Consider the following 24,211-nt stretch of genomic DNA (forward strand, 5'->3'; position numbering starts at 1 on the left):
GCTCATGGGCACCAGTAAATCTCTAACGTAGGTTGCAGAAACGCGCGAATCGGCATGGCGGCGACATCGTCACCGGCCAATGCGGCACTCAGGGTGGTCAGCTTGGACTGACCGGAAATCGATAGAACGGTGTTCTTCGCCGAAGCCAGCAGCGCCAGGCTCATGGTCAGGCGCTGATGCGGCACGGTCGGCGCCAGCATCGGCCAGCAACGACGGCTGCCGTCGACTTTCAAGGCGTCGGCCAGGTTCGGGCTGTTGGGGAACAGCGAGGCGGTGTGACCGTCGTCGCCCATGCCCAGGATTAGTACGTCGATCGCCGGTAGTTCGGCGAGCAAACGGTCGGCCTGCTCGGCTGCCAGTTCAAGGTTGGCCGTGGCGCTATAGAGGCTCAGAAACTTCGCCTTCGACGCCGGGCCTTGCAACAAGTACCGCTTGAGCAAACCAGCATTGCTGTCGGCGTGCTCGACGGGTACCCAGCGCTCGTCGGCCAGGGTCACGACAACCTTGGACCAGTCCAGCGTCTGCTTGGCCAGATGCTGGAAGAACGCTACCGGGCTGCGACCACCGGAAACCACCAGGGTCGCGGTGCCGCGAGCGTCGACCGCCTCACTCAGTTGCTTGGCCACGCTCAGCGCGAGGCCTTCGGCCAACAACGCCGGGCTCTTGAACTCATGGGCGCTGACGCCCTGAGGCAGTTTCAAATTAGATATCGCCATACCACGACCTCCCATCCCGCGTGATCAGTGCAATGGAGCTCATCGGCCCCCAGGACCCGGCCGCGTACGGCTTGGGCGCATCACCGGATTTTTTCCACCCGGCGATCAACTGGTCACACCACTTCCACGCGGCTTCGATTTCATCTTTACGGACAAACAGGTTCTGATTGCCGCGCATCACTTCCAGCAACAACCGCTCGTAGGCATCGGGAATCCGCGCGCTGCGATAAGTGTCGGAAAAATTCAGCTGCAACGGACCGCTGCGCAGCTGCATGCCCTTGTCCAGGCCTTGTTCTTTGGTCATCACGCGCAAGGAGATGCCTTCGTCCGGTTGCAGGCGGATAATCAGCTTGTTGCTGATTTGCAGGCGCTGCTCGGGAGCGAAGATGTAGTGCGACGGCTCCTTGAAGTGGATGACGATCTGCGACAGCTTCTGCGGCATGCGCTTGCCGGTACGCAAGTAAAACGGCACGCCGGCCCAGCGCCAGTTGCGGATGTCAGCACGCAGGGCGACGAAGGTTTCGGTGTCACTCTGGGTATTGGAATTCGGCTCTTCCAGATAACCCGGCACCGGTTTGCCTTCGCTGTAACCGGCAATGTACTGACCGCGTACGACCTGAGTGGTCAGGCCTTCCGGACTGATCGGCGCCAGCGCCTTGAGCACTTTGACTTTCTCGTCACGGATGCTGTCGGCGGACAGGTCGGCCGGTGGGTCCATGGCGATCAGGCAGAGCAGTTGCAGCAGGTGATTCTGGATCATGTCCCGCAGCTGGCCGGCCTTGTCGAAGTAACCCCAGCGGCCTTCGATCCCGACCTTCTCGGCCACGGTAATTTCCACGTGGGAGATGTAATTCTGGTTCCACTGGGTTTCGAACAGACTGTTGGCAAACCGCAGGGCGATCAGGTTCTGAACGGTCTCTTTGCCCAGGTAATGGTCGATGCGGTAGGTGCGGTTCTCCGGGAAGAACTGCGCCACAGCGTCGTTGACCTTGCGCGAGGATTCCAGGTCCGAACCGATGGGTTTTTCCAGAACGACACGGGTGTTTTCAGTCAGACCGACCTTCGACAGGTTGTCGCAGATGGCGCCGTAGACCGCTGCCGGGGTGGCGAAGTAAGCAATGACTCGCTGAGCGGTCCCGGCCTGTTCGGCCAGGGCGACGTAGTCGTCAGCCTTGAGGAAGTCGACGTGCAGGTAGCTCAACCGAGCGAGGAAGCGTTCGAGCACGGCCTCGTCCAGCTCTTTGGCGTCGACGTAGCGGCGCAGCTCCGAGGCGATGAACGCCAGGTGTTGCTGCTCGCTGCCGGGTTCACGGGCCAGCGCGATGATTCGCGAGTCCTCGTGCAACAGGCCGGCGCCGTCGAGTTGATAAAGGGCAGGAAACAGCTTGCGCAAGGCCAGATCGCCAAGGGCGCCGAACAAGGCAAAGGTGCACGGTTCAACCGTAATCGAAGGCATGATGTTTGTTCTTTTATCAAGTTAAGCTACAAATACCTTTTTTCAAGGCATCACTCAAGGGAAAATGTAGTAATAACCACAACATTTTCTCAAAATACAGATTCCGAGTGGTGGTCGGTCGGAGCCATCAGTAGGATAGGCCACCGTTACGGGCCACATCAAAGGCCCTTTTTGCATAGCAGACTGCGTGTTTGCGCTGCTGACTCAAGGAACATCTATGGACCGCGTGCGAAATTTACTGGAACAAATCCAGAGTCGCCTTGAAGACCTGAACAAGGCCGAACGCAAAGTCGCTGAAGTGATCCTGCTCAACCCACAGCAGGCCACCCGGTTCAGCATCGCTGCGCTCGCCCAAGCTTCAAAAGTCAGCGAGCCGACGGTCAACCGTTTCTGCCGCTCATTCGGCGTCAGCGGCTACCCGGAACTCAAACTGCAACTGGCCCAGAGCCTGGCCAGTGGCGCGGCGTATGTCAGCCGAGCGGTTGAGGCCGATGACAATCCTGAAGCCTACACCCAGAAGATCTTCGGCAGCGCCATCGCCTCGCTGGACAGTGCTTTGCAGGCCCTGGACCCAAGCCTGATCAGCCGCGCCGTCGACCTGCTGATCCAGGCCCGGCAGATCCACTTTTTCGGCCTCGGTGCTTCGGCCCCGGTGGCGCTGGATGCGCAGCACAAGTTCTTCCGTTTCAATCTGGCCGTTACCGCCCACGCCGATGTGCTGATGCAACGGATGATTGCCTCCGTGGCGCACACCGGCGAGTTGTTCGTGATTATTTCCTACACCGGCCGCACCCGCGAACTGGTGGAAGTGGCGCGCATCGCCCGGGCGAACGGTGCTTCGGTGCTGGGTTTGACCGCCGAAGGTTCGCCATTGGCCAAGGCCAGTACCCTGAGCTTGAACATTCCGCTGCCAGAAGACACCGACATCTATATGCCGATGACGTCGCGAATTATTCAACTGACCGTGCTGGACGTGTTGGCGACCGGCATGACCTTGCGCCGCGGGGTGGATTTCCAGCCGCATTTGCGCAAGATCAAAGAGAGTTTGAATGCAAGCCGATATCCGGTGGGTGACGAGTTCAACTAGAGATCAAAAGCCCCTCACTGTAGAGACCGGTACATCCTTTACACATTAGACCGGGGACATCGTTTACACCTTTTCCAGGCTTGCTACGCGTTTAGCGCCGCGTTCAAGCCTGCCTAAACAGAAGGTGCAAAGGTACAACTCCCACACATCATCAGCCACCTCCTTCAGCGCGATCTCTTCGCCGATCAGTGCCTCTCCCAGAAAAATCAGCTGTCCTTTCCATTTGAACTCTCCGTTCGAACGAACCTTACGCACTTCAACGTCAGTGCCGTATTCAACCGCTGGCAGGTAACCGGGGTAGGGTCGTAACGACGGGCTATACACCGAAGCGGGTGGCTTCATGTCCAACGCGGTGTGCGGTCGAACCTGATTGAAGTCCTGGATGAAATCCTCAAAGGCCAATTGCTGGCGCACAAGATTTTCCGCAGGTGTTCGTAATACCGCTGCTTTCAGCGTTCGGTGCATCCGTTCGTGCCGGCCATTTTGGTCGGGACGGCCAGGCGTAATTGTCTCGACGTGGATTCCGTGCCTGATGAACCACACCGACAACTTCGACAAACGCGCCAAACCCGTTGATGCGAAGGGAGCGCCATTGTCCGTGCGAATCACATCCGGCAACCCAAACTCCCGGAAGGCCCACTCGAAGCCCTGCCGCGTCGGCTCCCCATGCGTGCTGGGCAATGCCCGGCAAAGCAGCAGATAGCGACTCATCTGGTCGGTAATGGTCAGCGGATAGCACCAATTGCCATCCTGCATTTTGAATTGCCCTTTGTAATCGGCACACCAGGTCTGATTGGGTTGATCGACCGGACGCAAATGCGTCGGAGCGCGTGGGCGCACGGGATAGGGGCGCCGCGCGGTGACCAGACCAGCCTTCTTCAACCATATCCCGGCGGTACTCGCGGCCGGCCAGTGGATATCCGGATCGGAGACGCGTAGACGATCAATGATCTGCTTCGGCCCCCGATCGGGATGCTCGTTTTTCTTGGTCAGCAGCGTGGCTATGATTTCGTCGGGAGTCTGATGAGGGCAATTCAATGGCTTACGCGATTGCTCTTTCAAGCCATCCACGCCCAGCGCTGCATACCGTTCCAGCCACTTGTCGATGGTTGGACGGCTGACGCCATAGCGCCGACTTAATTGGCTTTTGGTGTAACTGCCGCCAAGCCAGTCGCTGACTAACTTCACTCGTTGATCCATTGGGGATTCTTGATTCCAGGGCATGGTCAGCACCTCCTGACCATGATTGATACCTGTAAACCATGTCCCCGGTCTCAAACGTAAAGGATGTACCCGGTCTTTACCCACCCCAGCCCTCTCCCGGAGGGAGAGGGGGCGATCGAGGTGTCTTGCGCTGTCCATCGACCCGAATGATCGAGTCGATTTTAGATTCAGTACTGCACTTTCACGTCGGCGTAACTCTTAAGCATCCCCCATTCGGTCCCCTCTCCCTCCGGGAGAGGGCTAGGGTGAGGGGCAACAATGTCATCATCAATTCACTAAGCCGCAGCCCACGCCTGCAAGCTCAGATGCGCCCTCTCCCCCGGCGCCAGGCTCAGGCTGTCGGTCCCGCCACTCGCCGCTTCCACACAGACAAATTCCAACACCTCGTTCCAGCTCACTCCCAGCAACGGCCGCGCCCCCGGATGCCAGACCACCGTGTCTGCATGGTCACCGGTGTCGATGCACAATTCGCGCTGCCAGGCGTGATCCTTGAGCTGCAATTCGCCGTCATGCTGGAACACTCGCTGACAGCCGCCGTCGACCCGCAACTCGCCTTCCTGATGACAAACCTGGCGGTTCAACTGATCGTAACCTTGCGCCCCATCAAGCCCGGACAGCGCTACCTCACCCACGTCACCAATACGCCAGTAAGCATGCAATGCCTGACTCAGTTGGCACGGTAAGGTGTCTTGATGCTCAGTGCTCAGGCGCAAATCCATGCGTTCGCCCAGGTGCGCATGCAGGTCCACCGTCCAGTCGCACAGCTGCAATTGCCAATGCAGGCGCACACCATCGTCGTCATGACTGCTGTCGAGCAGCTTCCAGTCAATCAGCCGCGCCCAACCATGGGACGGCCAGGCGTTTTCGCTCGGATGACGACCAAACCACGGCCAGCACACCGGCACGCCGCCCCGAATGGCACCCACCTGCGGCCATTTCGCTGCGCACCATAACCAGGGTTTCTGCCCCTTTGGCTGAAAGTGCAACAACTGCGCGCCCTGGCGACTGAACACCGCCTGGCACAGCGGATGATCGATCACCAGCACATCGCGCATCTGATAGCGTTCCCACGCAAACACCGGACGTTCGCGCAAGGATTTGAAGAAGCGTTGTAGCGGATGCTCATGCATGTGCCGCGGTCCTGAAAATCATCTTTTACCCGGGGTGCGCAGCCCCCAAAAAAAAGCGGATAGCCTTGGCCATCCGCAAATATGCGCACATAGAGAGGAGCTTATCGCAACAGCGTTAGAACACCGACTGAATTTTCAGACCGGCCACCAGCGCGTTGTCGACTTCATCAACACCGCCCGGGTGAGTGATGTATTGCAGGTTAGGACGCACAGTCAGCCAGTTAGTAACGTGGAAGCCGTAGTTGATCTCGTAGTTGTATTCGGTGGAACGCAGCGGCGAGAACAGCGGATCGTCGTAGTTGGTGGCACCATCGGCGGCGTTGACCAACTCGGCGTTTTTCTTCACGTCATCGTTGACATGGATACGGGCGAAACCGATCCCGACGTCATCTTTTGGACGTGCATCAAACGGACCTTTGTAGACAAACATCAGCGACTGATAGTTGTCGACGACGTTGGTGTCTTTGTCGTGGAAGGTGGCGTTGGCCGCAACGTTCAGACCGCGGGAAGCGTCGCCGTTGTGGGTCGTAAGTTGCTGTTGGATGACGCCCCAGTAGCCGTGCTTGCTGTCGTGAACGCGATAGGCTTCACCGGTGGTCGCTGCGTCATTGCCGTTGCTGTCCTTGAGAACGTCATTGGCGTTGGCCGTGCTCTTGTAGTAACCCACACGGTATTCACCCGGCAGGCCGTTGAGCTTCGGCGACCAGACCAATTCGACCGGCAACACGGTGCCCGCGGTACCACTGCCGCTGAGTTTGAAACCGTTGCCGTGTTCCAGTTGCGACGGGTTCTGGTTGTACGCACCGATCTGCGCATACAACTCAGGTGTGATGTTGTACTTCACACGCAGCGCGGCTTGGCTGACTGGCCAGTTGTACCAGATACCGGTCGCCCAGTTCCCCGCCTGGGAACCGCAGAACGCCAGGTTCTGGAACTCGCACGGGAAGGTGTTGAAGTCTTCGCCTTCGCCGAAGTAACCGGCCTTGACGTCCAGCTTGCCGTCGAGGAACTGGTGCTGAACCCACAACTGGGTCAGACGGACCATATGGCCACGGCCGTAGACTTCCTGGGAGGAACTCAAGGTGCCGGCACGCGGGTCGCCCACACGGTCATTGGAGATGTTCTGACCGTTACGGCTGGTAAGCTCGATCTTGGCCTGGGTGTTATCCCAGCCCATCAGTTTTTGCAGGTCCAGCGCCACGCCCAAGCCAAACTGGTCGGCGTAACGCGCGGTCTTGTCGTTGTTGTAGCCGCCATGAAGGTTGCCGCCCACTTCACCGACGTAGTCAGCCTTGATGTCGACACCCTGCTCAAGCAGCTTGGTCCGCTCGCCACCCCAGTCACCGGTCATCCACTTGGAATCGGCGCTGAACGCGTCAGCCGCGTGAACGCTACCGGCCAGGGTTAATGCCGCCGCAACAGCAGACAACTGGCAGATAAGCTGAGCGTTGTTCTTCTTCTTCATCCCTACATCCTCGTTTTATTGTTATTAACTGTTTTTATCTAACGCGGTTTACATTGAATGCGACGGATGTCCCCATCCGTCGCGTATCCCCTTGTGGGAGCGGGCTTGCTCGCGAAAACGGTGTATCTGTCGACATCACAGGTGAATGTCAGACCGCTTTCGCGAGCAAGCCCGCTCCCACATTTGATCTTCAGCGACCCTTGAACTGGGCGATGTTGCCTACCGATGCTTCGGCTTTTGGCACACCGGCAACCCCCAGGCGCTCCCCAGTCTTGGCATCGAACAACAGCACTTTCGACGGATCAAATTGCAGGGTCAGGGTCTCGCCCACACCCGGCGCAACGTCTGGCGCCAAGCGGCAGCAGACCTTGGTTTCATTCAGATTGACGAACACCAGGGTGTCCGGACCGGTCGGCTCAGTCACCTGGACTTCGGCACGAATGGTCGGCAAACCATTGGCTTCGCTGCCGGCCAGCACGATCTGCTCCGGACGCAAGCCGAGGATCACTTCGCGATCTTCCAGCCCAGCGTCTTGCATGCCCATTGGCAGTTCGCAACGGGCCTGGCCGCTGTCGAGCAGCGCTACCAGACGACCATCCTTGCGCTGCAAACGCAGCGGGATGAAGTTCATCGGCGGCGAACCGATGAAGCTCGCCACGAACAGGTTGGCCGGGTTGTTGTAGATGTCTTTCGGCGTACCGAACTGCTGAATGATTCCGTCCTTCATCACTGCCACTTTGTCGCCCAGAGTCATCGCTTCGATCTGGTCGTGGGTCACGTAGACCGTGGTGGTTTTCAGGCGCTGGTGCATCAGTTTCATTTCGGTACGCATCTCGACCCGCAGCTTGGCGTCGAGGTTGGACAGCGGTTCGTCGAACAGGTAAATCTTCGGCCGCCGCGCCAGGGCACGACCCATGGCCACACGCTGTTGCTGGCCACCGGAGAGCTGGCCGGGTTTACGGTTAAGCAAGTGTTCGATCTGCAACAGCTTGGACACCCGCGCCACTTCGGCTTCGATATCGGCGGCGGGCATTTTGCGGATCTTCAAGCCAAAGGCGATGTTCTCGCGCACGCTCATGGTCGGGTACAGCGCGTAGGACTGGAACACCATGGCGATGTCGCGGTCTTTCGGGCTCATGCCACTGACGTCCTGGTCACCGATCATGATCGCGCCGCCGGTGATGGTTTCCAGGCCGGCGATGCAGTTCATCAAGGTCGACTTGCCGCAACCCGAAGGTCCGACCAGGATCAGGAACTCACCGTCCTTGATCGACAGTTCGATGTTCTTGAGGGTGTCCGGCAGGCCGGGGCCATAGGTCTTGTTTACATTGCGAAGTTCGAGCGTAGCCATGATTACCCCTTGACTGCGCCGGCCGTCAGCCCGCGCACGAAATACTTGCCTGCGACCACATAGACCAGCAGGGTCGGCAGCCCGGCGATCATCGCCGCCGCCATATCAACGTTGTATTCCTTGGCACCGGTACTGGTGTTGACCAAGTTATTCAGCGCCACTGTGATGGGTTGCGAGTCACCGCTGGAGAACACCACGCCGAACAGGAAGTCGTTCCAGATCTGGGTGAACTGCCAGATCAGGCAGACCATGATGATCGGGGTGGACATCGGCAGGATGATCAAACGGAAGATGGTGAAGAAACCCGCGCCATCCAGCCGCGCCGCTTTCACCAACGCATCCGGAACGCTGACGTAGTAGTTACGGAAAAACAGCGTGGTGAACGCCAGGCCGTAGACCACGTGCACAAACACCAGGCCGGTGGTGGTGCTGGCCAGGCCCATTTTGCCGAGGGTGAACGAGGCTGGCAGCAGGACTGTCTGGAACGGCAGGAAGCAACCGAACAGCAACAGGCCGAAGAACAGCTGCGACCCACGAAAGCGCCACATCGACAGCACATAGCCGTTCAGCGCACCGATGGCCGTGGAGATCAAAACCGCCGGGACGGTGATCTTGATCGAGTTCCAGAAATACCCGTCGACCGTGGCCCAGGCCTTGACCCAGCCAATGCCGCTGACCACGGTCGGCCAGCTCAGCAGGTTGCCGGTGTTGATGTCTTCCGGCGTCTTGAAACTGGTCAACAGCATGACCACCAGCGGTATCAGGTAAAGAAATACCGCAAGGATCAGCACCGCGTAGATCGCGATGCGACTCAGGCTGATGGAAGGTTTGGCGGCGAAACTAGTCATGACGCTTGGTCCTCAGCTCGGAGTACAGGTAAGGCACGATGATTGCGAGAATCGCACCGAGCATCAGAATCGCACTGGCCGAACCCATGCCCATCTGGCCGCGACTGAAGGTGAAGGAATACATGAACATCGCAGGCAGGTCGGAGGAGTAACCCGGACCACCGGCAGTCATTGCCGCCACCAGGTCGAAACTCTTGATCGCGATGTGGGCCAGGATCATCACGGCGCTGAAGAACACCGGGCGCAGGCTTGGCAACACCACTTTCAGGTAAATGCGCGGCATGCTCGCGCCATCGATCTGGGCGGCACGGATGATCGATTGATCAACGCCACGCAGGCCGGCGAGGAACATCGCCATGATAAAACCCGAGGCTTGCCATACCGCAGCGATCACCAGGCAATACACAACGCGATCCGGGTCGATCAGCCAGTCCAGGCGGAAGCCTTCCCAACCCCAGTCACGCAGCAATTTGTCCAGGCCCATGCCCGGGTTGAGCAGCCATTTCCAGGCCGTACCGGTGACGATCATCGAGAGCGCCATCGGGTACAGGTAAATGGTGCGAATGAAACCTTCGCGACGAATGCGCTGATCCAGGAACACCGCCAGCAGCACACCGATCACCAGGGTGATGCCGATAAACATGCCGCCGAAAACCGCGAGGTTCTTGCTTGCTACCCACCAACGGTCGTTCTCGAACAGCCGCTGGTATTGCGCCAAACCGGCCCATTTATAAGTCGGCAGGAAGGTCGAAGTGGTGAACGACAGGACGAACGTCCACAGGATATAGCCATAGAAGCCCACCAGGACGATGAACATGCTAGGCGCCAGCACCAGTTTTGGGAGCCAGCGCTGCAGTGCATCTAACGGCGAGGCCTTGCTGAACACAGCAACAGAACTCATGGGAAGATCCAGTACGTAGAGAAAGGATTACAAGCGCATTCCCTTGTGGGAGCGGGCTTCTGTGGGAGCTGGCTTGCCTGCGATGGCATTACCTCGGTGCAACTGATAAACCGAGTTGTCTGCATCGCGGGCAAGCCCGGCTCCCACAAAAGCCACTCCCACAGGGGGCTGCGGCTCTAACAGTTACTTGGCAGACTTGACCGCTGCGCCGAGTTTCTTGGCAGCATCGGCCGGATCGGCTTTCGGGTCGTTGATGAAGTTGGTCACGACATCAAAGAACGCACCCTGTACCGCCAGCGTGGTCGCCATGTTGTGCGCCATGCTCGGCTGCAGGCCGCCGGACTTGGCATCCGCCAGGAAGTCCTTGGCAGCGGTCTGGGCGCAGGAGTCGAAGCCGTACTTGGCCATGTCGTTCAGCATGTCGATTCGAACCGGGATCGAGCCCTTGTTGATGCTGAAGACTTTCTGGAAGTTCTCACCCAGCACGACCTTGGCAATGTCCTGCTGACCGGCAGCAGTGCCCGCGTTTTTCTGCTTGAACACTGCCAGGGAGTCGATGTTGTAGGTGAATGCCTTTTCGGTGCCCGGGAAGGCTACGCACTCGTAGTCCTTGCCGGCGACTTTCTTGGCCGCTGTCCACTCGCTCTTGGCCCAGTCACCCATGATCTGCATGCCGGCCTTGCCGTTGATGACTTTGGCCGCTTCCAGGTTCCAGTCCTGGCCTTTGCCGTCGACGTCCATGTAGGTCGCGACTTTCTTCAGCTCGGTCAGCGACTTGACCATTTCAGGACCGGTCAGAGCAGCGTTGTCCAGGTCGACCAGGGCTTTCTTGTAACCGTCGACGCCCATGACAGAAAGAACCACCGCTTCAAACACGGTGCTGTCCTGCCAAGGCTGGCCGCCGTGAGCAAGCGCGATGAAGCCTGCTTTTTTCAGCTTGTCGCCGGCGACGTAGAATTCTTCGAGTGTGGTTGGGGCTTTTTCGATGCCGGCTTTCTTGAAGACTTCCGGGTTGATCCACAGCCAGTTGACGCGGTGGATATTCACCGGCACGGCCACATAGTCGCCGTTGTACTTCACGGTATCAGAGACTTTCTTGTCGAGCAGGCTGTCCCACTTCTCTGATTTGGAAACGTCTTTCAAGACGTCGGTGTCGAGCAGACCGGTAGACGCCCATTCCTGGATGTCTGGACCTTTGATCTGTGCGACACCCGGCGGGTTACCGGCAACGGCGCGGCTCTTGAGCACGGTCATGGCCGTAGCTCCGCCACCACCGGCGACAGCGCCGTCCTTCCAGGTGAAACCGTCTTTTTCGACTTGGGCTTTGAGCACGTCAACGGCAGCTTTTTCGCCACCGGAGGTCCACCAGTGAACGACTTCTACCGAACCTTTGGATTCGGCGGCAAGCGCACTGACAGGGAATGCAGAGATAGGAAGCAATGAGGCAAGAGAAATGACAGTAGCGAGGCGAGAAATCGCATTCATCTAGAATTACCTTTCTTGTTGTTATGCATGCAAGTCTGGTGCTTGCGCTGCATGGGATTTTAAACAGGAGTTATCCCTTCGCAGGTAACGAAGGGACGCTTGAATGTCACCACATGGTTACACAGGAGCACTCTGGGACAACTGCCCCAAGGCAGTCGCCATGCTCGGCGCCAGCGGCAGGCGCGGAATCAGCACGGCTTGCCAGGCGTGATACAGATCCGGTTTGCCGGCCCAGATATCGGCGCTCGGGCGGTTTTGCGGGTCGAGTTCATGGTGCCAACTGCCATCGCAGCGGTCGATGAAATGACTGTCACAGAAATCCCAGAACAGTCGGTACCAGGCTTCGTATTGCTCCTCGCCGGTGCGTTTGAGCAACGCACTGGCAGCGGCGCTGGCTTCGCAATGGGTCCAGTGCAGACGATGGCGAACCACCGCGCGGTTGTCCCAGTCGAGGGTGTAGACAATCCCCGGCAGCCCGTCGACATCCCAGCCGTGACGGCAGTTGTGATCGAAGAGTTTTTGCGCATCGGTCGCCAGCCAACCCGGCGTGAGCATCCCCGCCTGCACTCGCGCGGCTTCGAGGTGCAGCAACAGCCGCGCCCATTCAAAACCGTGGCCCGGCGTGGTGCCGTAGGGGCGAAAACCATCGGCGGGGTTGTCGTGGTTGTACTCGCGCAGCGGCTGCCAATCGCGATCGAAATGCTCGACCACCAGGTAATCGTTGGCGGCGGCGTGAGCGTGGATCACTCGCTCGACAATCCGCTGGGCGCGGACCAGCCAGCGGTTGTCCTCGGTGACATCCGCCAGCGCGAGGAAGGCTTCGGTGGCGTGCATGTTGCTGTTGGCGCCGCGGTAGGCTTCTTCGCAACTGAAGTCGCGATTGAAGGATTCGCGCATCGCGCCCTCCTCCTCGCTCCAGAAATGCGTGTCGATGATGTGGATGGCATCATCGAGCAAGGCGTGTGCGCCGGGCCGTTGCGCGACTACAGCGGAACTTGCGGCGAGGGCGACGAAGGCGTGCAGGTAAGCGGCTTTGCCGGTGTTGTCATCACGATGATGGGCGGTGGCGAACCAGCCACCGTGCTCGGCATCCTTTAGCGGGCCGCTGAGCGCCTGGACGCCGTGATCCACCAACTCGGCAAACCCTGGCAGGCCCTGGATGTGAGCCATGGCGAAGCTGTGGGTCATGCGTGCGGTGTTCATGGTTTCGGCTTGGGCATTGGCCGGGAGGCGGCCCTTTTCATCGAGATTGCCGAAGCCTTCAGGGAGCTTCGAAGCCTTGGCGAACGCCAGCAGGCGCAGCCCTTCGGCGGCGAGCCATTGCTGGTGGGCAGGCGCGTTCAGCCAACTGCTGAAAGCGGGTTGGAAGGTGTCCATGGGGTACCTTTTTTGTTGTTATGACTGGAGGGCAGTCTAAACAACGGTTGAGGCGAGGCAGGTAACGAAGGGGGCGAGTTATGTCACTGAGCCGTGACAAAGCAAAAGCCAGATCAAAAGATCGCAGCCTTCGGCAGCTCCTACAGGGTGTAAACAATTCCTGTGTAGGAGCTGCCGAAGGCTGCGATCTTTTGATCTTTTCAATCGATTGATCGAGGAAGCTGCAACGTCACCCGCAATCCGCCTTCGCGCAGATTCTGCAGGCTGACCTCGCCACCATGGCTATGGGCAATATTGCGCGCAATCCCCAACCCCAACCCATAACCCTGCTGCTGTCCGGCCAGGCGGAAGTGCGGCTCGAACACCTGCTCCATCCGCTGCTCCGGCACTCCGGGCCCTTCATCATCCACATGCAGGATGAACGCGCTCTGGTCGTCATCGATGTGCAGGTGCGCGTTCTGTCCGTACTTCAAGGCGTTGTCGATCAGGTTGCCGATGCAGCGCTTGAGCGCCAGCGGCTTGCCGGGGTATGCCGCCAGTGCCCGGCCCTGCTGGGTCACGCGACCATTGCCGTTGGGCGCCAGGTACGGCTCGACCAAACAATCGAGCACGTGATTGAGGTCCACCGGCTCAATGTTTTCGTGGATGTCGGTGTCTTTCACGCATTGCAGCGCGCCTTTGACCAGCAGCTCCAGCTCATCCAGATCGCGGCCGAACTTGGCTTGCAGCTTTTCGTCTTCGAGCAATTCGACCCGCAGTCGCAACCGGGTGATCGGCGTGCGCAAGTCGTGGGAGATCGCACTGAACAACTGACTGCGCTCGGTCAGGTAGCGGCTGATGCGCTCGCGCATCGCATTGAAGGCGCGGCCTACCTCGACCACTTCACTGCCGCCACCTTCGGGCACCGGCTCGACTTCCGCACCGAGGGACATGTCCCGCGCCGCCCGCGCCAGGCGCTTGAGCGGACGGCTCTGCCAGTGCACCAGCAGGCCGATGAACAACAGCAAAAAGCCGCTGGTTAGCACGATGAACCAGACTTGCTGCGCCGGCAGGCCTTGCTCTTCAAGACTGGTGTAGGGCTCAGGCAGCAGCGAAGCGATGTACAGCCATTCGCCCGGCGCCATCTGGATTTGCGTGACCAGCACCGGCGGGTTCACCGGTTCCAGGGTCAACGCGTAGTGCGCCCAGGACCGCGGCAATTCATCGAGTTTCAGCCCGCTGTTGAAGATCCGCAGGTCTTCGGGGCTGACGAAGGTCACCGAGATATCCGTGTCGTGGCCCAGGGACTCGCGCAGCACCTCGTCCACCGCTTTGAGCACCGCTTCTTTGCGCGGGGTGATCGGCAGCACTTCCATGCCCAAGGGTTTGTCGTTGAGGGTCACCACGAACCGGGTGCCGCCCATGCTGCGTAATTGATCGAGTACCAGCGGCCGAAACGCCACCGGCAACGAACGGAAGTAACTGACGCTGGCGGTCATCGAATGCGCCAGGCTACGGGCGCTGGTGACCAGGCCTTCGAGCTGAGTAGCGCGCAGCTGCGAAACCCAGATCACGCTCGACAGCGCCTGAGCGAAAAGCACCACCAACAGCGTCAGCAGCAACATCCGCCCGAGCAACGAGCGTGGCACCGGCACCTTGGCGGCGAGCCGGCGCAACCACTCAGTGGCCATTGCTGGCAACCACATTGGCGGCCAGTTGGTAGCCACTGCCCCGCACGGTACGGATCAGCCGCGGTGGTTTTTCGGTGTCGCGCAGGCGCTGGCGCAAACGGCTGACCGCCATGTCGACGATCCGATCCAACGGCATCAAATCGCGGCCACGGGTGGCGTTACCGATGGTGTCGCGGTCGAGAATTTCCTGGGGATGATCGAGGAACAGTTTCAGCAGCGCGAAATCAGCGCCGGAGAGAATCACCTCTTCGCCATCGATGTGGAACAGCCGATGGCTGACCATGTCCAGCCGCCAGTCATCGAAGGCCAGTACTTCACTGCCGGAGCGTTCCTGACCGAACTGCGCACGGCGCAACAACGCCTTGATCCGTGCCTGCAATTCCCGGGGGCTGAAGGGTTTGCCGAGGTAATCGTCGGCACCCAGTTCCAGGCCAATAACGCGATCGGCCTCGTCGGAGCTGGCGGTGAGCATGATGATCGGCACCTGGGCCTGACGCGGGTGCTGGCGAATCCAGCGGCAAAGGCTGAAGCCGTCTTCGTCCGGCAGCATCACGTCGAGTATCACCAGATCACTCGGCGCCTCGTTCATCGCCTGGCGAAAGCCTGCGCCATCGGGCGTGGTGCGCACCTGAAAACCTGCACGGGTCAGGTAGGTGTCCAGCAACTCGCGTATCTCTTGATCGTCATCGACCAACAAAATCGACTTGTTGACTGAGCTCACAGGGGCGGCATCCTTGTTGTTTGAATTGGGCGGATTATGCCTGATGAACCTTGGAAATTTGTTGTCTGTTCTGGCCCCATCGCTGGCAAGCCAGCTCCCACAGGGTCTTGTACACATCCTGAGAATGTCTTCAATCCTGTGGGAGCTGGCTTGCCAGCGATGAAAGCGACTCGGTCTCAAGCCTGTTCGAGCGCCACACCGGCGCCAACGAGGCCGGAATACGGCGCTGTCACCAGCCACACAGGAATGCCTTTGAAATAATCGCTCATGCAACCCTTGTCAGCAAAGCTGCGGGCGAAACCACTTTCGAGGAAGAAATCGGCAAACCGTGGAATCACCCCACCCACGATGTACACACCGCCGCGACCGCCAGTAGTCAGTACGTTGTTACCGGCCACACGCCCGAGCCAGCAGCAGAACTGTTCCAGCACTTCCAGCGCAATCGGGTCGCCCGCGAGGCCCGCAGCCGTGATGGCTTCCGGCGTATCAAGCTTGGGTTCATGACCATCCACCGCGCAGATCGCCCGATAGACCCGCGGCAAGCCGCTGCCACTCAAGGCTGTCTCGGCACTGACATGGCCAATCTCATTGAAGATGTGTTGCCACAGTTGGGTTTCCCGCGGGCTGCTGAGCGGCAAGTCGACGTGACCGCCCTCCCCCGGCAACGCGGCAAATCGGCCTTCGCCGAGGTCCAGCAACGTGCCAACGCCGAGCCCGGTGCCCGGGCCGATTACCACCGCCGGCCGCAACGGTTCCGGCGTACCTTCGCAGACCACCCGAAACTCGTCCGGCTGCAAACGGGTCATGCCCAGGGCCATGGCCGAGAAGTCGTTGACCAGCAGCAGTTGATCCACCTGCAAGGTCTGGCAGAACGCCTTGCGGCTCAGGCGCCAGTGATTGTTGGTGAACTTGAATTCATCACCGCTCACCGGACCTGCCACCGACAGGCACACCGAACCGATCGCGCCAGGCGCCAGGCCCAACCCGCTCAGGTAGACAGCGATAGCCTCCTCCGGGCTGGTGTGATCTGCCGTCGGCAACACCTGGATCGATTCCAGTTGCTGGTTTTTCCACAACGCGAAACGTGCGTTGGTCCCACCGATGTCACCGACCAAAGCCAGTTTCAATTAAGCGTCTCCAGGGCAGAAGTAAAGGCGCTGGCGCCCTGCTCTGCGGAGCTGAAGGCCATGCGCATGAAACCAAACAGTTCGCGCCCGCTGCCGATGTTGTTGCCCAACAGGCCTTTGGCTGGCGTGCGCGCTGCGAATTCTTCGGCGTCCACCTTAAGCTCCAGGGTGCCTTTGACGCCATCGACGCGGATGATATCGCCCTCTTGCACGCGCGCCAAAGCGCCGCCCACAAACGCTTCGGGACTGACGTGGATCGCCGCCGGGATTTTTCCCGAGGCGCCGGACATGCGCCCGTCGGTGACCAGCGCGACTTTGAAGCCGCGATCCTGCAGCACACCGAGGAACGGCGTCATCTTGTGCAGTTCCGGCATGCCGTTGGAGCGCGGGCCCTGGAAGCGCATCACCGCGACGAAATCTTTCTCCAGCAAACCGGCCTTGAACGCATCGGCCAGATCCTGTTGATCCTGGAACACCATGGCCGGTGCTTCGACGACCTGGTTTTCCAGGGCCACGGCGGAGACTTTCATCACCCCGCGACCGAGGTTGCCTTCCATCACCCGCAGGCCACCCTCGGGCGAGAACGCACGGGCGACCGGACGCAGAATAGTTTCGTCGAGGCTTTCAATCGGGCCTTCGCGCCAGACCAGTTCGCCGTTATCGAGGAACGGTTCCACGGTATAGCGGCTCAGGCCATGACCGAGCACGGTGTTGACGTTTTCGTGGAGCAGGCCGGCTTCCAGCAGTTCGCGGATCAGGAACGACATGCCGCCCGCGGCCTGGAAGTGGTTGATGTCGGCTTTGCCGTTCGGGTAGACGTGGCTCAGGGTCGGCACCACCTCGGAGAGGTCGGCCATGTCCTGCCAGGTCAGTTGAATGCCCGCCGCCATGGCGATGGCCGGCATGTGCAAGGTGTGGTTAGTCGAGCCGCCGGTGGCGTGCAGCGCCACAATCGAGTTGACCAGCGAGCGCTCGTCGACGATTTCGCCGATCGGCATGAAGTCGCCGTTCTGCTTGGTCAGTCGGGTGACTTGGTGCGCCGCTTCACGGGTCAGGGCATCGCGCAACGGGGTGTTCGGATTGACGAAAGAGGCGCCCGGCAAGTGCAGGCCCATGACTTCCATCAGCAACTGGTTGGTGTTGGCGGTGCCGTAGAAGGTGCAGGTGCCAGGGCTGTGGTAGGAATTCATTTCCGATTCCAGCAATTCTTCGCGGCTGGCTTTGCCTTCGGCATAGCGCTGGCGCACATCGGCTTTCTGCTTGTTGGAAATGCCCGAGACCATCGGCCCGCCCGGCACGAAGATCGTCGGCAGATGACCGAAACGCAGCGCGCCCATCATCAGGCCCGGCACGATCTTGTCGCAGATGCCGAGCATCAGCGCACCGTCGAACATGTTGTGAGACAGCGCCACGGCGGTGGACAACGCGATCACTTCACGGCTCGGCAGGCTCAGTTCCATGCCGGGCTCGCCCTGGGTCACGCCATCGCACATGGCCGGGGTGCCGCCAGCGAACTGGCCGACCGAGCCGATTTCGCGCAGGGCTTTTTTGATCTGTTCAGGAAAGACTTCGTACGGCTGATGCGCCGAGAGCATGTCGTTATATGACGAAACAATTGCGATGTTCGCGGAATTCATCATCCGCAGGCTGTTCTTGTCGTCAGTGCCGCACCCGGCCACGCCGTGGGCGAAGTTGGCGCATTGCAGCTTGCCGCGCATCGGACCATCGCTGGCAGCGCCGCGAATGAGCGCAAGGTAAGCCTCGCGAGTTGCACGGCTGCGGGCGATAAGCCGTTCGGTGACCTCAAGGACGCGGGGATGCATGTGTAGAACTCCAGGCTAACGGATGTGGCGACCTGATTGTCTATGCTGATCAAGGGCCGTTGTCGATGGGCTGACGGGCGGCTTTCTTGATCGATCGGACCAGTTGATTCAGGTCACTCGTTGTAGATTGAACAAAATATTGCCATTAAAAAGGCTTGTTTTCTATTTTTATGCGAATAATCTTGTAATTCCAACAACAAAACGACGGCGGCGCTGTTAAATGACTCTTCGAATCGCAATCAATGGTTTTGGCCGAATTGGCCGTAATGTCCTGCGCGCACTGTATACCCAAGGTTATCGTCAGGATCTGCAGATCGTCGCCATCAATGACTTGGGCGACAGCTCGATCAACGCTCATCTGCTCAAGTACGACACCGTTCACGGCACTTTCGACGCTGATGTCCAGCACGATAACGAAAGCCTGACGGTCAATGGCGACCGCATTTCGGTCAGCGCCATCCGCAACCCGGCTGAACTGCCGTGGGCTGCCGAGAAGATCGATGTGGTCTTCGAATGCACCGGTCTGTTCACCGACCGTGCCAAAGCCGCCGCGCATATTACGGCCGGCGCGCGCAAAGTGATTATCTCGGCCCCGGCCAAAGGCGCCGACGCCACCGTGGTTTACGGTGTTAACCACGACATTCTGCGCCAGTCGCACCAGATTATTTCCAACGCCTCGTGCACCACCAACTGCCTGGCCCCGGTGGCCCAGGTGCTGCACCGCGAGTTGGGCATCGAAAGCGGTCTGATGACCACGATCCACGCCTACACCAACGACCAGAACCTGACTGACGTCTACCACACCGACCCGTACCGCGCCCGTTCCGCCACCCAGAACATGATCCCGAGCAAGACTGGCGCTGCCGAAGCCGTCGGCCTGGTGCTGCCGGAGCTGGCGGGCAAACTGACCGGCATGGCGGTGCGTGTTCCGGTGATCAACGTGTCGCTGGTGGACCTGACCGTGCAGCTAAAACGTGAGGCGAGCGCAGAGCAAGTGAACGCGCTGCTGAAAGAAGCGGCCCAGCACTCGAAGATTCTCGGCTACAACACCCTGCCGCTGGTCTCCAGCGACTTCAACCACAACCCGCTGTCGTCGATCTTCGACGCCAACCACACCAAGTCCAGCGGCAAACTGCTCAAGGTGTTGGCCTGGTACGACAACGAATGGGGCTTCTCCAACCGCATGCTCGATAACTGCCTGGCGCTGTGCAACGCGGAATAAATTCCCAATCCCAGTGGGAGCGAGCCTGCTCGCGAATACGATCTGTCATTCAACATTCATGTTGGCTTATACAGCGCTTTCGCGAGCAGGCTCGCTCCCACAGGTTTTCGATTTCAATTCAAAATCAAGGCTTGACCATACGGGCAGATGATAAGCATTATCATTCGCTCAAAATGGATCAGGTCCTCCCGTGAGTCAATCGCGCTTCAATCACGTCTTCATCGCTCAGCGGGTTTCGCTGCTGCGCACCTTGGAGCGGATGGTCAACAATCACAGCACCGCCGAAGACCTGTTGCAGGAAACCTACCTGCGCGTGACCCGGGCGCTCAGTGAGCGGGCCATCGATCACCTTGAACCCTTCGTCTTCCAGACCGCCCGCAACCTGGCGCTGGACCATTTGCGTGCGCGGCGCATTCAGTCGCGCACCCTGCTCGATGACGTCCCGCTGGACGTGGTGGAAAGCATCGCCGCCCCGGTCAGCAGTGCCGAGGACGCCGCCCATGCCGAACAATTGCTGGAGCGTTTGAACGTGAGCCTCAGTGAACTTAGCAGCCGTCAGCAGCAGATTTTCATCCTCAGTCGCCTGCACGGCCACAGCTATCTGGAGATCGCCGAACAACTCGGCGTGTCCCTAAGCACTGTGCAAAAAGAACTGAAGCTGATCATGGCGATCTGCATTGGCGTCGCGCAACGGTTAAACGGCGACTGAGTCTGTAGGTTTACTCGCTACCTGCCGAGATCGACTGCGCAGGGCCTTCGAGCTTTGCTACCCTTGCCGCACTTCCACGCTCTACTAAAAAAAACAGCGGTGCACAGACACTGCCGAGGAAACACCGTGACGGACACCCACCGCTCCCAAACGCCTGACCCGGCGCGGGACACTGCAAGCGCGATGGACCAGGCCCTGGACTGGCTGATCGTGCTGGGCAGTCCGAGTGCGGAACAGAGCCGACAGTTCCACGAATGGCTCGCCGCCGATCCATTGCATGCCGAGGCGTTCGCCAAGGCCCAGGCGATCTGGGACGGCCCATTGGTCCTCCAGTGCGCACAAAACCTGGCCGCTAAACCTGCGAAAGTCACCGTGTTGTCGCGCTTGCGTCCGCACTGGAAACCACTGGCCACGGCGGCGGTGTTGATCCTCGGTTTGTTCAGTTTCAGCAATCTGCCGATGCGTCTTCAGGCCGATCACCTGACCGTGGTCGGTGAACGCCAGCGTCTGCAATTGGAAGACGGCTCGAAGGTCCTGCTCAATACCAATTCGGCGTTTTCCAGCACCATCAACGATCAGCAGCGCGTCGCTCGCTTATATCAGGGCGAGGCGTATTTCGAGGTGCCGGCCAACCGTGGCCAACCGCTGGAAATCGACGCCGGGCCGGTCAAGGCCAGTGTCCGCGATACTGCGTTTGCCGTGCGTTACCTCGATGGCGTGGCCCAGGTTCGGGTGCAGCGCGGCGACGTGGATTTGCGTGCCACCCGTGACGATGCGCGAGTACGGCTGTCGGCCGGTGAAAGCATCCGCATCGGCCCCAACGGTTTCGACCGCCCGGCCAAGCTCGACGCCGCCACCGACCTGGCGTGGGTTCAGGGCCGACTGGTGTTCGAGAACTGCCCGCTGAGCCAGGTGCTGGCGGAGCTGCGGCGCTACTATCCAGGCTGGATCATCAACAACAACGAGCAGTTGGCCGACGTCGCCGTCACCGGCAATTACCGCCTCGACCAGCCGCTGGACGTGATCCGCTCCCTCGCTCACATCACCTCGGCCAAGCTTCAGGAATTTCCGGCGCTGGTGATCTTGAACTAAATGAGAATTATTTTTACTCGATAGCCGAAGCTCGTTCGTCTCGTTATAGCCAATGCAATTGATTCGCATCTATCGATGCCAATCTGCACCTATAAAGATTCGTGCGACACGGAGCGCTATCGATGTCCTCTCGCCATACCCGCCAGTCCTCTTCACCTTCCCGCGTGCTGTCATTGCTGACCGCCGCCATCCTGATGGCCGGTGCCGCGCCGCTGATGGCAGCCACTGCCGCCGAGCAGCCGAGCCGCAACATGGGCGATTACTCGTTCGCGATTCCTCAGCAGTCGCTGGTTTCGGCACTCAATGCCTTTACCGCCGTGACCGGCTGGCAGGTCGGCTTGCCAGCAGAACTGGCTGAAGGCATCGCCTCGCCGGGTGTGCGCGGATCCTTGCCACCGGAAAAAGCCCTGGATCGCCTGTTGGTGGGGACCAACCTGAGCTATCGCAAACTGGGCACTAACAACATCGTGCTGGAAAAACGCAACGGCGGCGGCGCCCTCAACCTGCAACAGGTGACCATCAGCGCCACCCGTCAGGAACAAAGCATCGACAGCGTGCCGGCCCCTGTCAGTGTCCAGACCCGCGAAGAACTGGACCGCAACAACGTCAACAACATCAAGGATCTGGTGCGCTACGAGCCGGGTGTTTCGGTGGGCGGCGCCGGCCAACGTGCCGGGCTGACCGGCTACAACATCCGTGGTATCGACGGCGACCGCGTGCTGACCCAGGTCGACGGCGTGCAAGTGCCCGACAGTTTCTTCAACGGCCCGTACGCCCAGACCAACCGCAACTACGTCGACCCGGAAATCGTCAAACGCGTGGAAATCCTCCGTGGCCCGGCGTCGGTGCTCTACGGCAGCAACGCCATCGGCGGCGCCGTCAGCTACTACACCCTCGATCCGGACGACATCATCAAGCCTGGCAAAGACGTCGGCGCACGTTTGAAAACCGGCTACAGCTCGGCCGATGACAGCTGGCTGACCTCCGGCACCATCGCCGGTCGCACTGGCGACTTCGACGGCTTGCTGCATTTGAGCCAACGCAATGGGCATGAAACCGAATCCTACGGCGAAACCGGCGGCACCGGCCTGAACCGCACCGAGGCCAACCCCGAGGACGTGCGCACCACCAACGTGTTGGCCAAACTCGGCTGGAACTACGCCGACGACGCGCGCCTGGGCCTGACCTACGAGCACTACAAGGACGACCGCGACACCAATCAGAAAAGCGCCTACGGCGGCCCGTATTTCAACGGTGCCCCGACAATCCCGAACAGCATGCTGCCCGGCGGCATGTACCAGTGGCGCACCGGCAACGACACCATCACCCGTGAACGTTTCGGCATCGAGCACCGCTTTGCTCTCGACAGCCTGCTGGTCGACAACGTGAAGTGGAGCCTCAACCACCAGATCGCCAAAACCGATCAGAGTACCGAAGAGTTCTACTACCCGATGTCGCGTAAAGTGTTGCGCACCCGCGACACGATTTATGAAGAAAAACAGTGGGTCTTCGACGCGCAACTGGACAAGGCGTTCGCCATCGGCGACACCGATCACGTGCTGACTTACGGCACCACCATCAAGCAGCAGAAAGTCACCGGTTCGCGCAGTGGCAACGGCACCTGTGTCGCAGTCCTCGGCAGTTGCCGCCAGATCGGCGCAGTCAGTTCGGCGGATGTATTGAAGAAGGCCAGCGACTTCCCGGACCCGACCATCAACAGCTACAGCCTGTTTGCCCAGGATCAGATCAGTTGGGGCAACTGGACCTTCCTGCCCGGCGCTCGCTACGACTACACCCAGCTCAAGCCGCACATCACCGACGAGTTCCTGGCTACCGCCGACCAGAGCGGCAACGGCGTGGTGAGCGACGACACCAAGACCTGGCATCGTCTGTCGCCGAAGTTCGGCACCACCTACAGCTTCAACGACAACTACACCTGGTATGGCCAATACGCCGAAGGCTTCCGCACGCCGACCGCCAAGGCGTTGTACGGTCGCTTCGAAAACCTGGCCGGTGGTTATCAGGTCGCGCCGAATCCGGACCTGGAACCGGAAAAGAGCAAAAGCTACGAAACCGGCCTGCGCGGCCGATTCGAGGCAGGCACCTTCGATGTGGCGGTGTTCTACAACAAGTACCGCGACTTCATCGACGAGAACGCGATCACTCCCGGCTACACCGAGACCACGTTCCAGAGCAACAACATCAAGCACGCCACCATCAAGGGCGTGGAGCTCAAGGGGCGCCTGAACCTGGACGGCTTCGGTGCGCCGACCGGCCTCTACACCCAAGGCTCGATGGCGTACCTGTATGGCCGTAACGATGACAGCGGCCAGCCACTGAACAGCATCAACCCGCTGACCGGCGTGTTCGGCCTCGGTTACGACCGGGACAACTACGGCGCCCTGTTGAGCTGGACACTGGTCAAACGCAAGGACCGCGTCGACAGCACCAGCTTCAAGACCCCGGACGGCACCAGCACCCAGTTCAAGACCCCGGGTTATGGCGTGCTCGACCTGGCCGGTTTCTACAAGGTCACCGACGATGTGACCGTCAATGCCGGCCTCTACAACCTGACCGACAAGAAATACTGGCAGTGGGATGACGTGCGCGGCTACGACAGTGTCGGCGAAGCCTCGGTGACCCAACCGGCCAACCTGGATCGCCTGACTCAGCCGGGTCGTAACTTCGCGATCAATCTGGTCTGGGACATCTGACCCTGAGTGCCTCACTGCGACACATTTGTTAATGCGTTGCCGTGAGGTTTTTTTACTGTTTGGCGCCTTGTTGTTCGTCTCGTTACCAAGCGC

Annotated in this window: 19 protein-coding genes; 5 read left to right on the forward strand and 14 right to left on the reverse strand. The window is 59.8% G+C overall.

Annotation, left to right across the window (positions count from 1 at the left end; translation table 11 throughout):
* Positions 1–2: 2 nt before the first annotated feature.
* Together pgl and zwf are read right to left on the reverse strand one after the other, a co-directional pair.
* A complete protein-coding gene (pgl, locus tag JFT87_RS26090) occupies positions 3–716 on the reverse strand; it encodes a 6-phosphogluconolactonase (RefSeq protein WP_201206095.1) in 714 nt (237 codons plus the stop codon).
* Positions 703–2,172 carry a glucose-6-phosphate dehydrogenase gene (gene zwf / locus JFT87_RS26095; protein WP_201206097.1) on the reverse strand — a complete coding sequence of 490 codons (1,470 nt, stop codon included), beginning with the start codon at positions 2,170–2,172 and terminating at the stop codon, positions 703–705. The genes pgl and zwf overlap by 14 nt, the downstream gene beginning before the upstream one ends.
* 226 nt (positions 2,173–2,398) lie before the next feature.
* On the opposite strand from zwf, the gene JFT87_RS26100 reads away from it, so the two are divergent.
* On the forward strand, positions 2,399–3,259 hold the full coding sequence (locus JFT87_RS26100; protein ID WP_201206763.1) for a MurR/RpiR family transcriptional regulator: 861 nt from the start codon (positions 2,399–2,401) through the stop codon (positions 3,257–3,259).
* A gap of 63 nt (positions 3,260–3,322) precedes the next feature.
* Here the strand turns inward: JFT87_RS26100 and JFT87_RS26105 are convergent, their stop codons facing one another.
* The 12 genes from JFT87_RS26105 to edd all read right to left on the reverse strand — a co-directional run bounded on the left by JFT87_RS26105 (position 3,323) and on the right by edd (position 18,381).
* Entirely contained in the window at positions 3,323–4,483 is a 1,161-nt protein-coding gene (locus JFT87_RS26105) for an integrase core domain-containing protein (protein ID WP_141130028.1), read from the reverse strand.
* A gap of 275 nt (positions 4,484–4,758) precedes the next feature.
* Positions 4,759–5,613, reverse strand: coding sequence for a D-hexose-6-phosphate mutarotase (locus tag JFT87_RS26110; RefSeq protein WP_201206099.1), 855 nt, complete (start codon positions 5,611–5,613; stop codon positions 4,759–4,761).
* 115 nt (positions 5,614–5,728) lie between these two features.
* The gene (locus JFT87_RS26115; RefSeq protein WP_201206101.1) at positions 5,729–7,078 is read right to left on the reverse strand and encodes a carbohydrate porin; all 1,350 of its coding nucleotides are present in this window, start codon (positions 7,076–7,078) and stop codon (positions 5,729–5,731) included.
* A gap of 190 nt (positions 7,079–7,268) precedes the next feature.
* On the reverse strand, positions 7,269–8,429 hold the full coding sequence (locus JFT87_RS26120) for an ABC transporter ATP-binding protein (RefSeq protein ID WP_201206103.1): 1,161 nt from the start codon (positions 8,427–8,429) through the stop codon (positions 7,269–7,271).
* Between the two features lie 2 nt (positions 8,430–8,431).
* Positions 8,432–9,277, reverse strand: coding sequence for a carbohydrate ABC transporter permease (locus tag JFT87_RS26125; protein ID WP_201206105.1), 846 nt, complete (start codon positions 9,275–9,277; stop codon positions 8,432–8,434).
* The gene (locus JFT87_RS26130) at positions 9,270–10,178 is read right to left on the reverse strand and encodes a carbohydrate ABC transporter permease (protein WP_201206107.1); all 909 of its coding nucleotides are present in this window, start codon (positions 10,176–10,178) and stop codon (positions 9,270–9,272) included. The genes JFT87_RS26125 and JFT87_RS26130 overlap by 8 nt, the downstream gene beginning before the upstream one ends.
* Positions 10,179–10,361: 183 nt before the next feature.
* The gene (locus JFT87_RS26135; protein WP_201206109.1) at positions 10,362–11,663 is read right to left on the reverse strand and encodes an ABC transporter substrate-binding protein; all 1,302 of its coding nucleotides are present in this window, start codon (positions 11,661–11,663) and stop codon (positions 10,362–10,364) included.
* Positions 11,664–11,780: 117 nt separating this feature from the next.
* The gene (locus tag JFT87_RS26140; protein WP_201206110.1) at positions 11,781–13,040 is read right to left on the reverse strand and encodes a D-mannose isomerase; all 1,260 of its coding nucleotides are present in this window, start codon (positions 13,038–13,040) and stop codon (positions 11,781–11,783) included.
* A gap of 200 nt (positions 13,041–13,240) precedes the next feature.
* Positions 13,241–14,710: an ATP-binding protein gene (locus JFT87_RS26145; protein WP_201206111.1), complete on the reverse strand. Its 1,470-nt coding sequence runs from the start codon at positions 14,708–14,710 to the stop codon at positions 13,241–13,243.
* Positions 14,700–15,431, reverse strand: coding sequence for a response regulator (locus tag JFT87_RS26150; protein ID WP_008155851.1), 732 nt, complete (start codon positions 15,429–15,431; stop codon positions 14,700–14,702). Before JFT87_RS26150 ends, JFT87_RS26145 begins: the two co-directional genes overlap by 11 nt.
* A 176-nt stretch (positions 15,432–15,607) precedes the next feature.
* On the reverse strand, positions 15,608–16,558 hold the full coding sequence (locus tag JFT87_RS26155) for a glucokinase (protein ID WP_201206112.1): 951 nt from the start codon (positions 16,556–16,558) through the stop codon (positions 15,608–15,610).
* Positions 16,555–18,381, reverse strand: a complete 1,827-nt coding sequence (gene edd, locus JFT87_RS26160) for a phosphogluconate dehydratase (RefSeq protein ID WP_201206113.1) — start codon at positions 18,379–18,381, stop codon at positions 16,555–16,557. Before edd ends, JFT87_RS26155 begins: the two co-directional genes overlap by 4 nt.
* 220 nt (positions 18,382–18,601) lie before the next feature.
* On the opposite strand from edd, the gene gap reads away from it, so the two are divergent.
* The 4 genes from gap to JFT87_RS26180 all read left to right on the forward strand — a co-directional run bounded on the left by gap (position 18,602) and on the right by JFT87_RS26180 (position 24,118).
* Entirely contained in the window at positions 18,602–19,603 is a 1,002-nt protein-coding gene (gap, locus tag JFT87_RS26165) for a type I glyceraldehyde-3-phosphate dehydrogenase (RefSeq protein WP_201206114.1), read from the forward strand.
* A 190-nt stretch (positions 19,604–19,793) separates the two neighbouring features.
* Complete coding sequence (locus JFT87_RS26170; protein ID WP_201206116.1) at positions 19,794–20,312, forward strand: sigma-70 family RNA polymerase sigma factor; 519 nt, start codon at positions 19,794–19,796, stop codon at positions 20,310–20,312.
* Positions 20,313–20,438: 126 nt separating this feature from the next.
* Positions 20,439–21,404: a FecR domain-containing protein gene (locus JFT87_RS26175; protein WP_201206118.1), complete on the forward strand. Its 966-nt coding sequence runs from the start codon at positions 20,439–20,441 to the stop codon at positions 21,402–21,404.
* Positions 21,405–21,526: 122 nt separating this feature from the next.
* Positions 21,527–24,118 (forward strand): TonB-dependent receptor, encoded by a 2,592-nt coding sequence (locus JFT87_RS26180; protein WP_201206120.1) that lies wholly within the window; start codon positions 21,527–21,529, stop codon positions 24,116–24,118.
* The last annotated feature ends 93 nt before the right edge of the window (positions 24,119–24,211 follow it).

The sequence above is a fragment of the Pseudomonas sp. TH15 genome (assembly GCF_016651105.1).
GTDB lineage: Bacteria > Pseudomonadota > Gammaproteobacteria > Pseudomonadales > Pseudomonadaceae > Aquipseudomonas.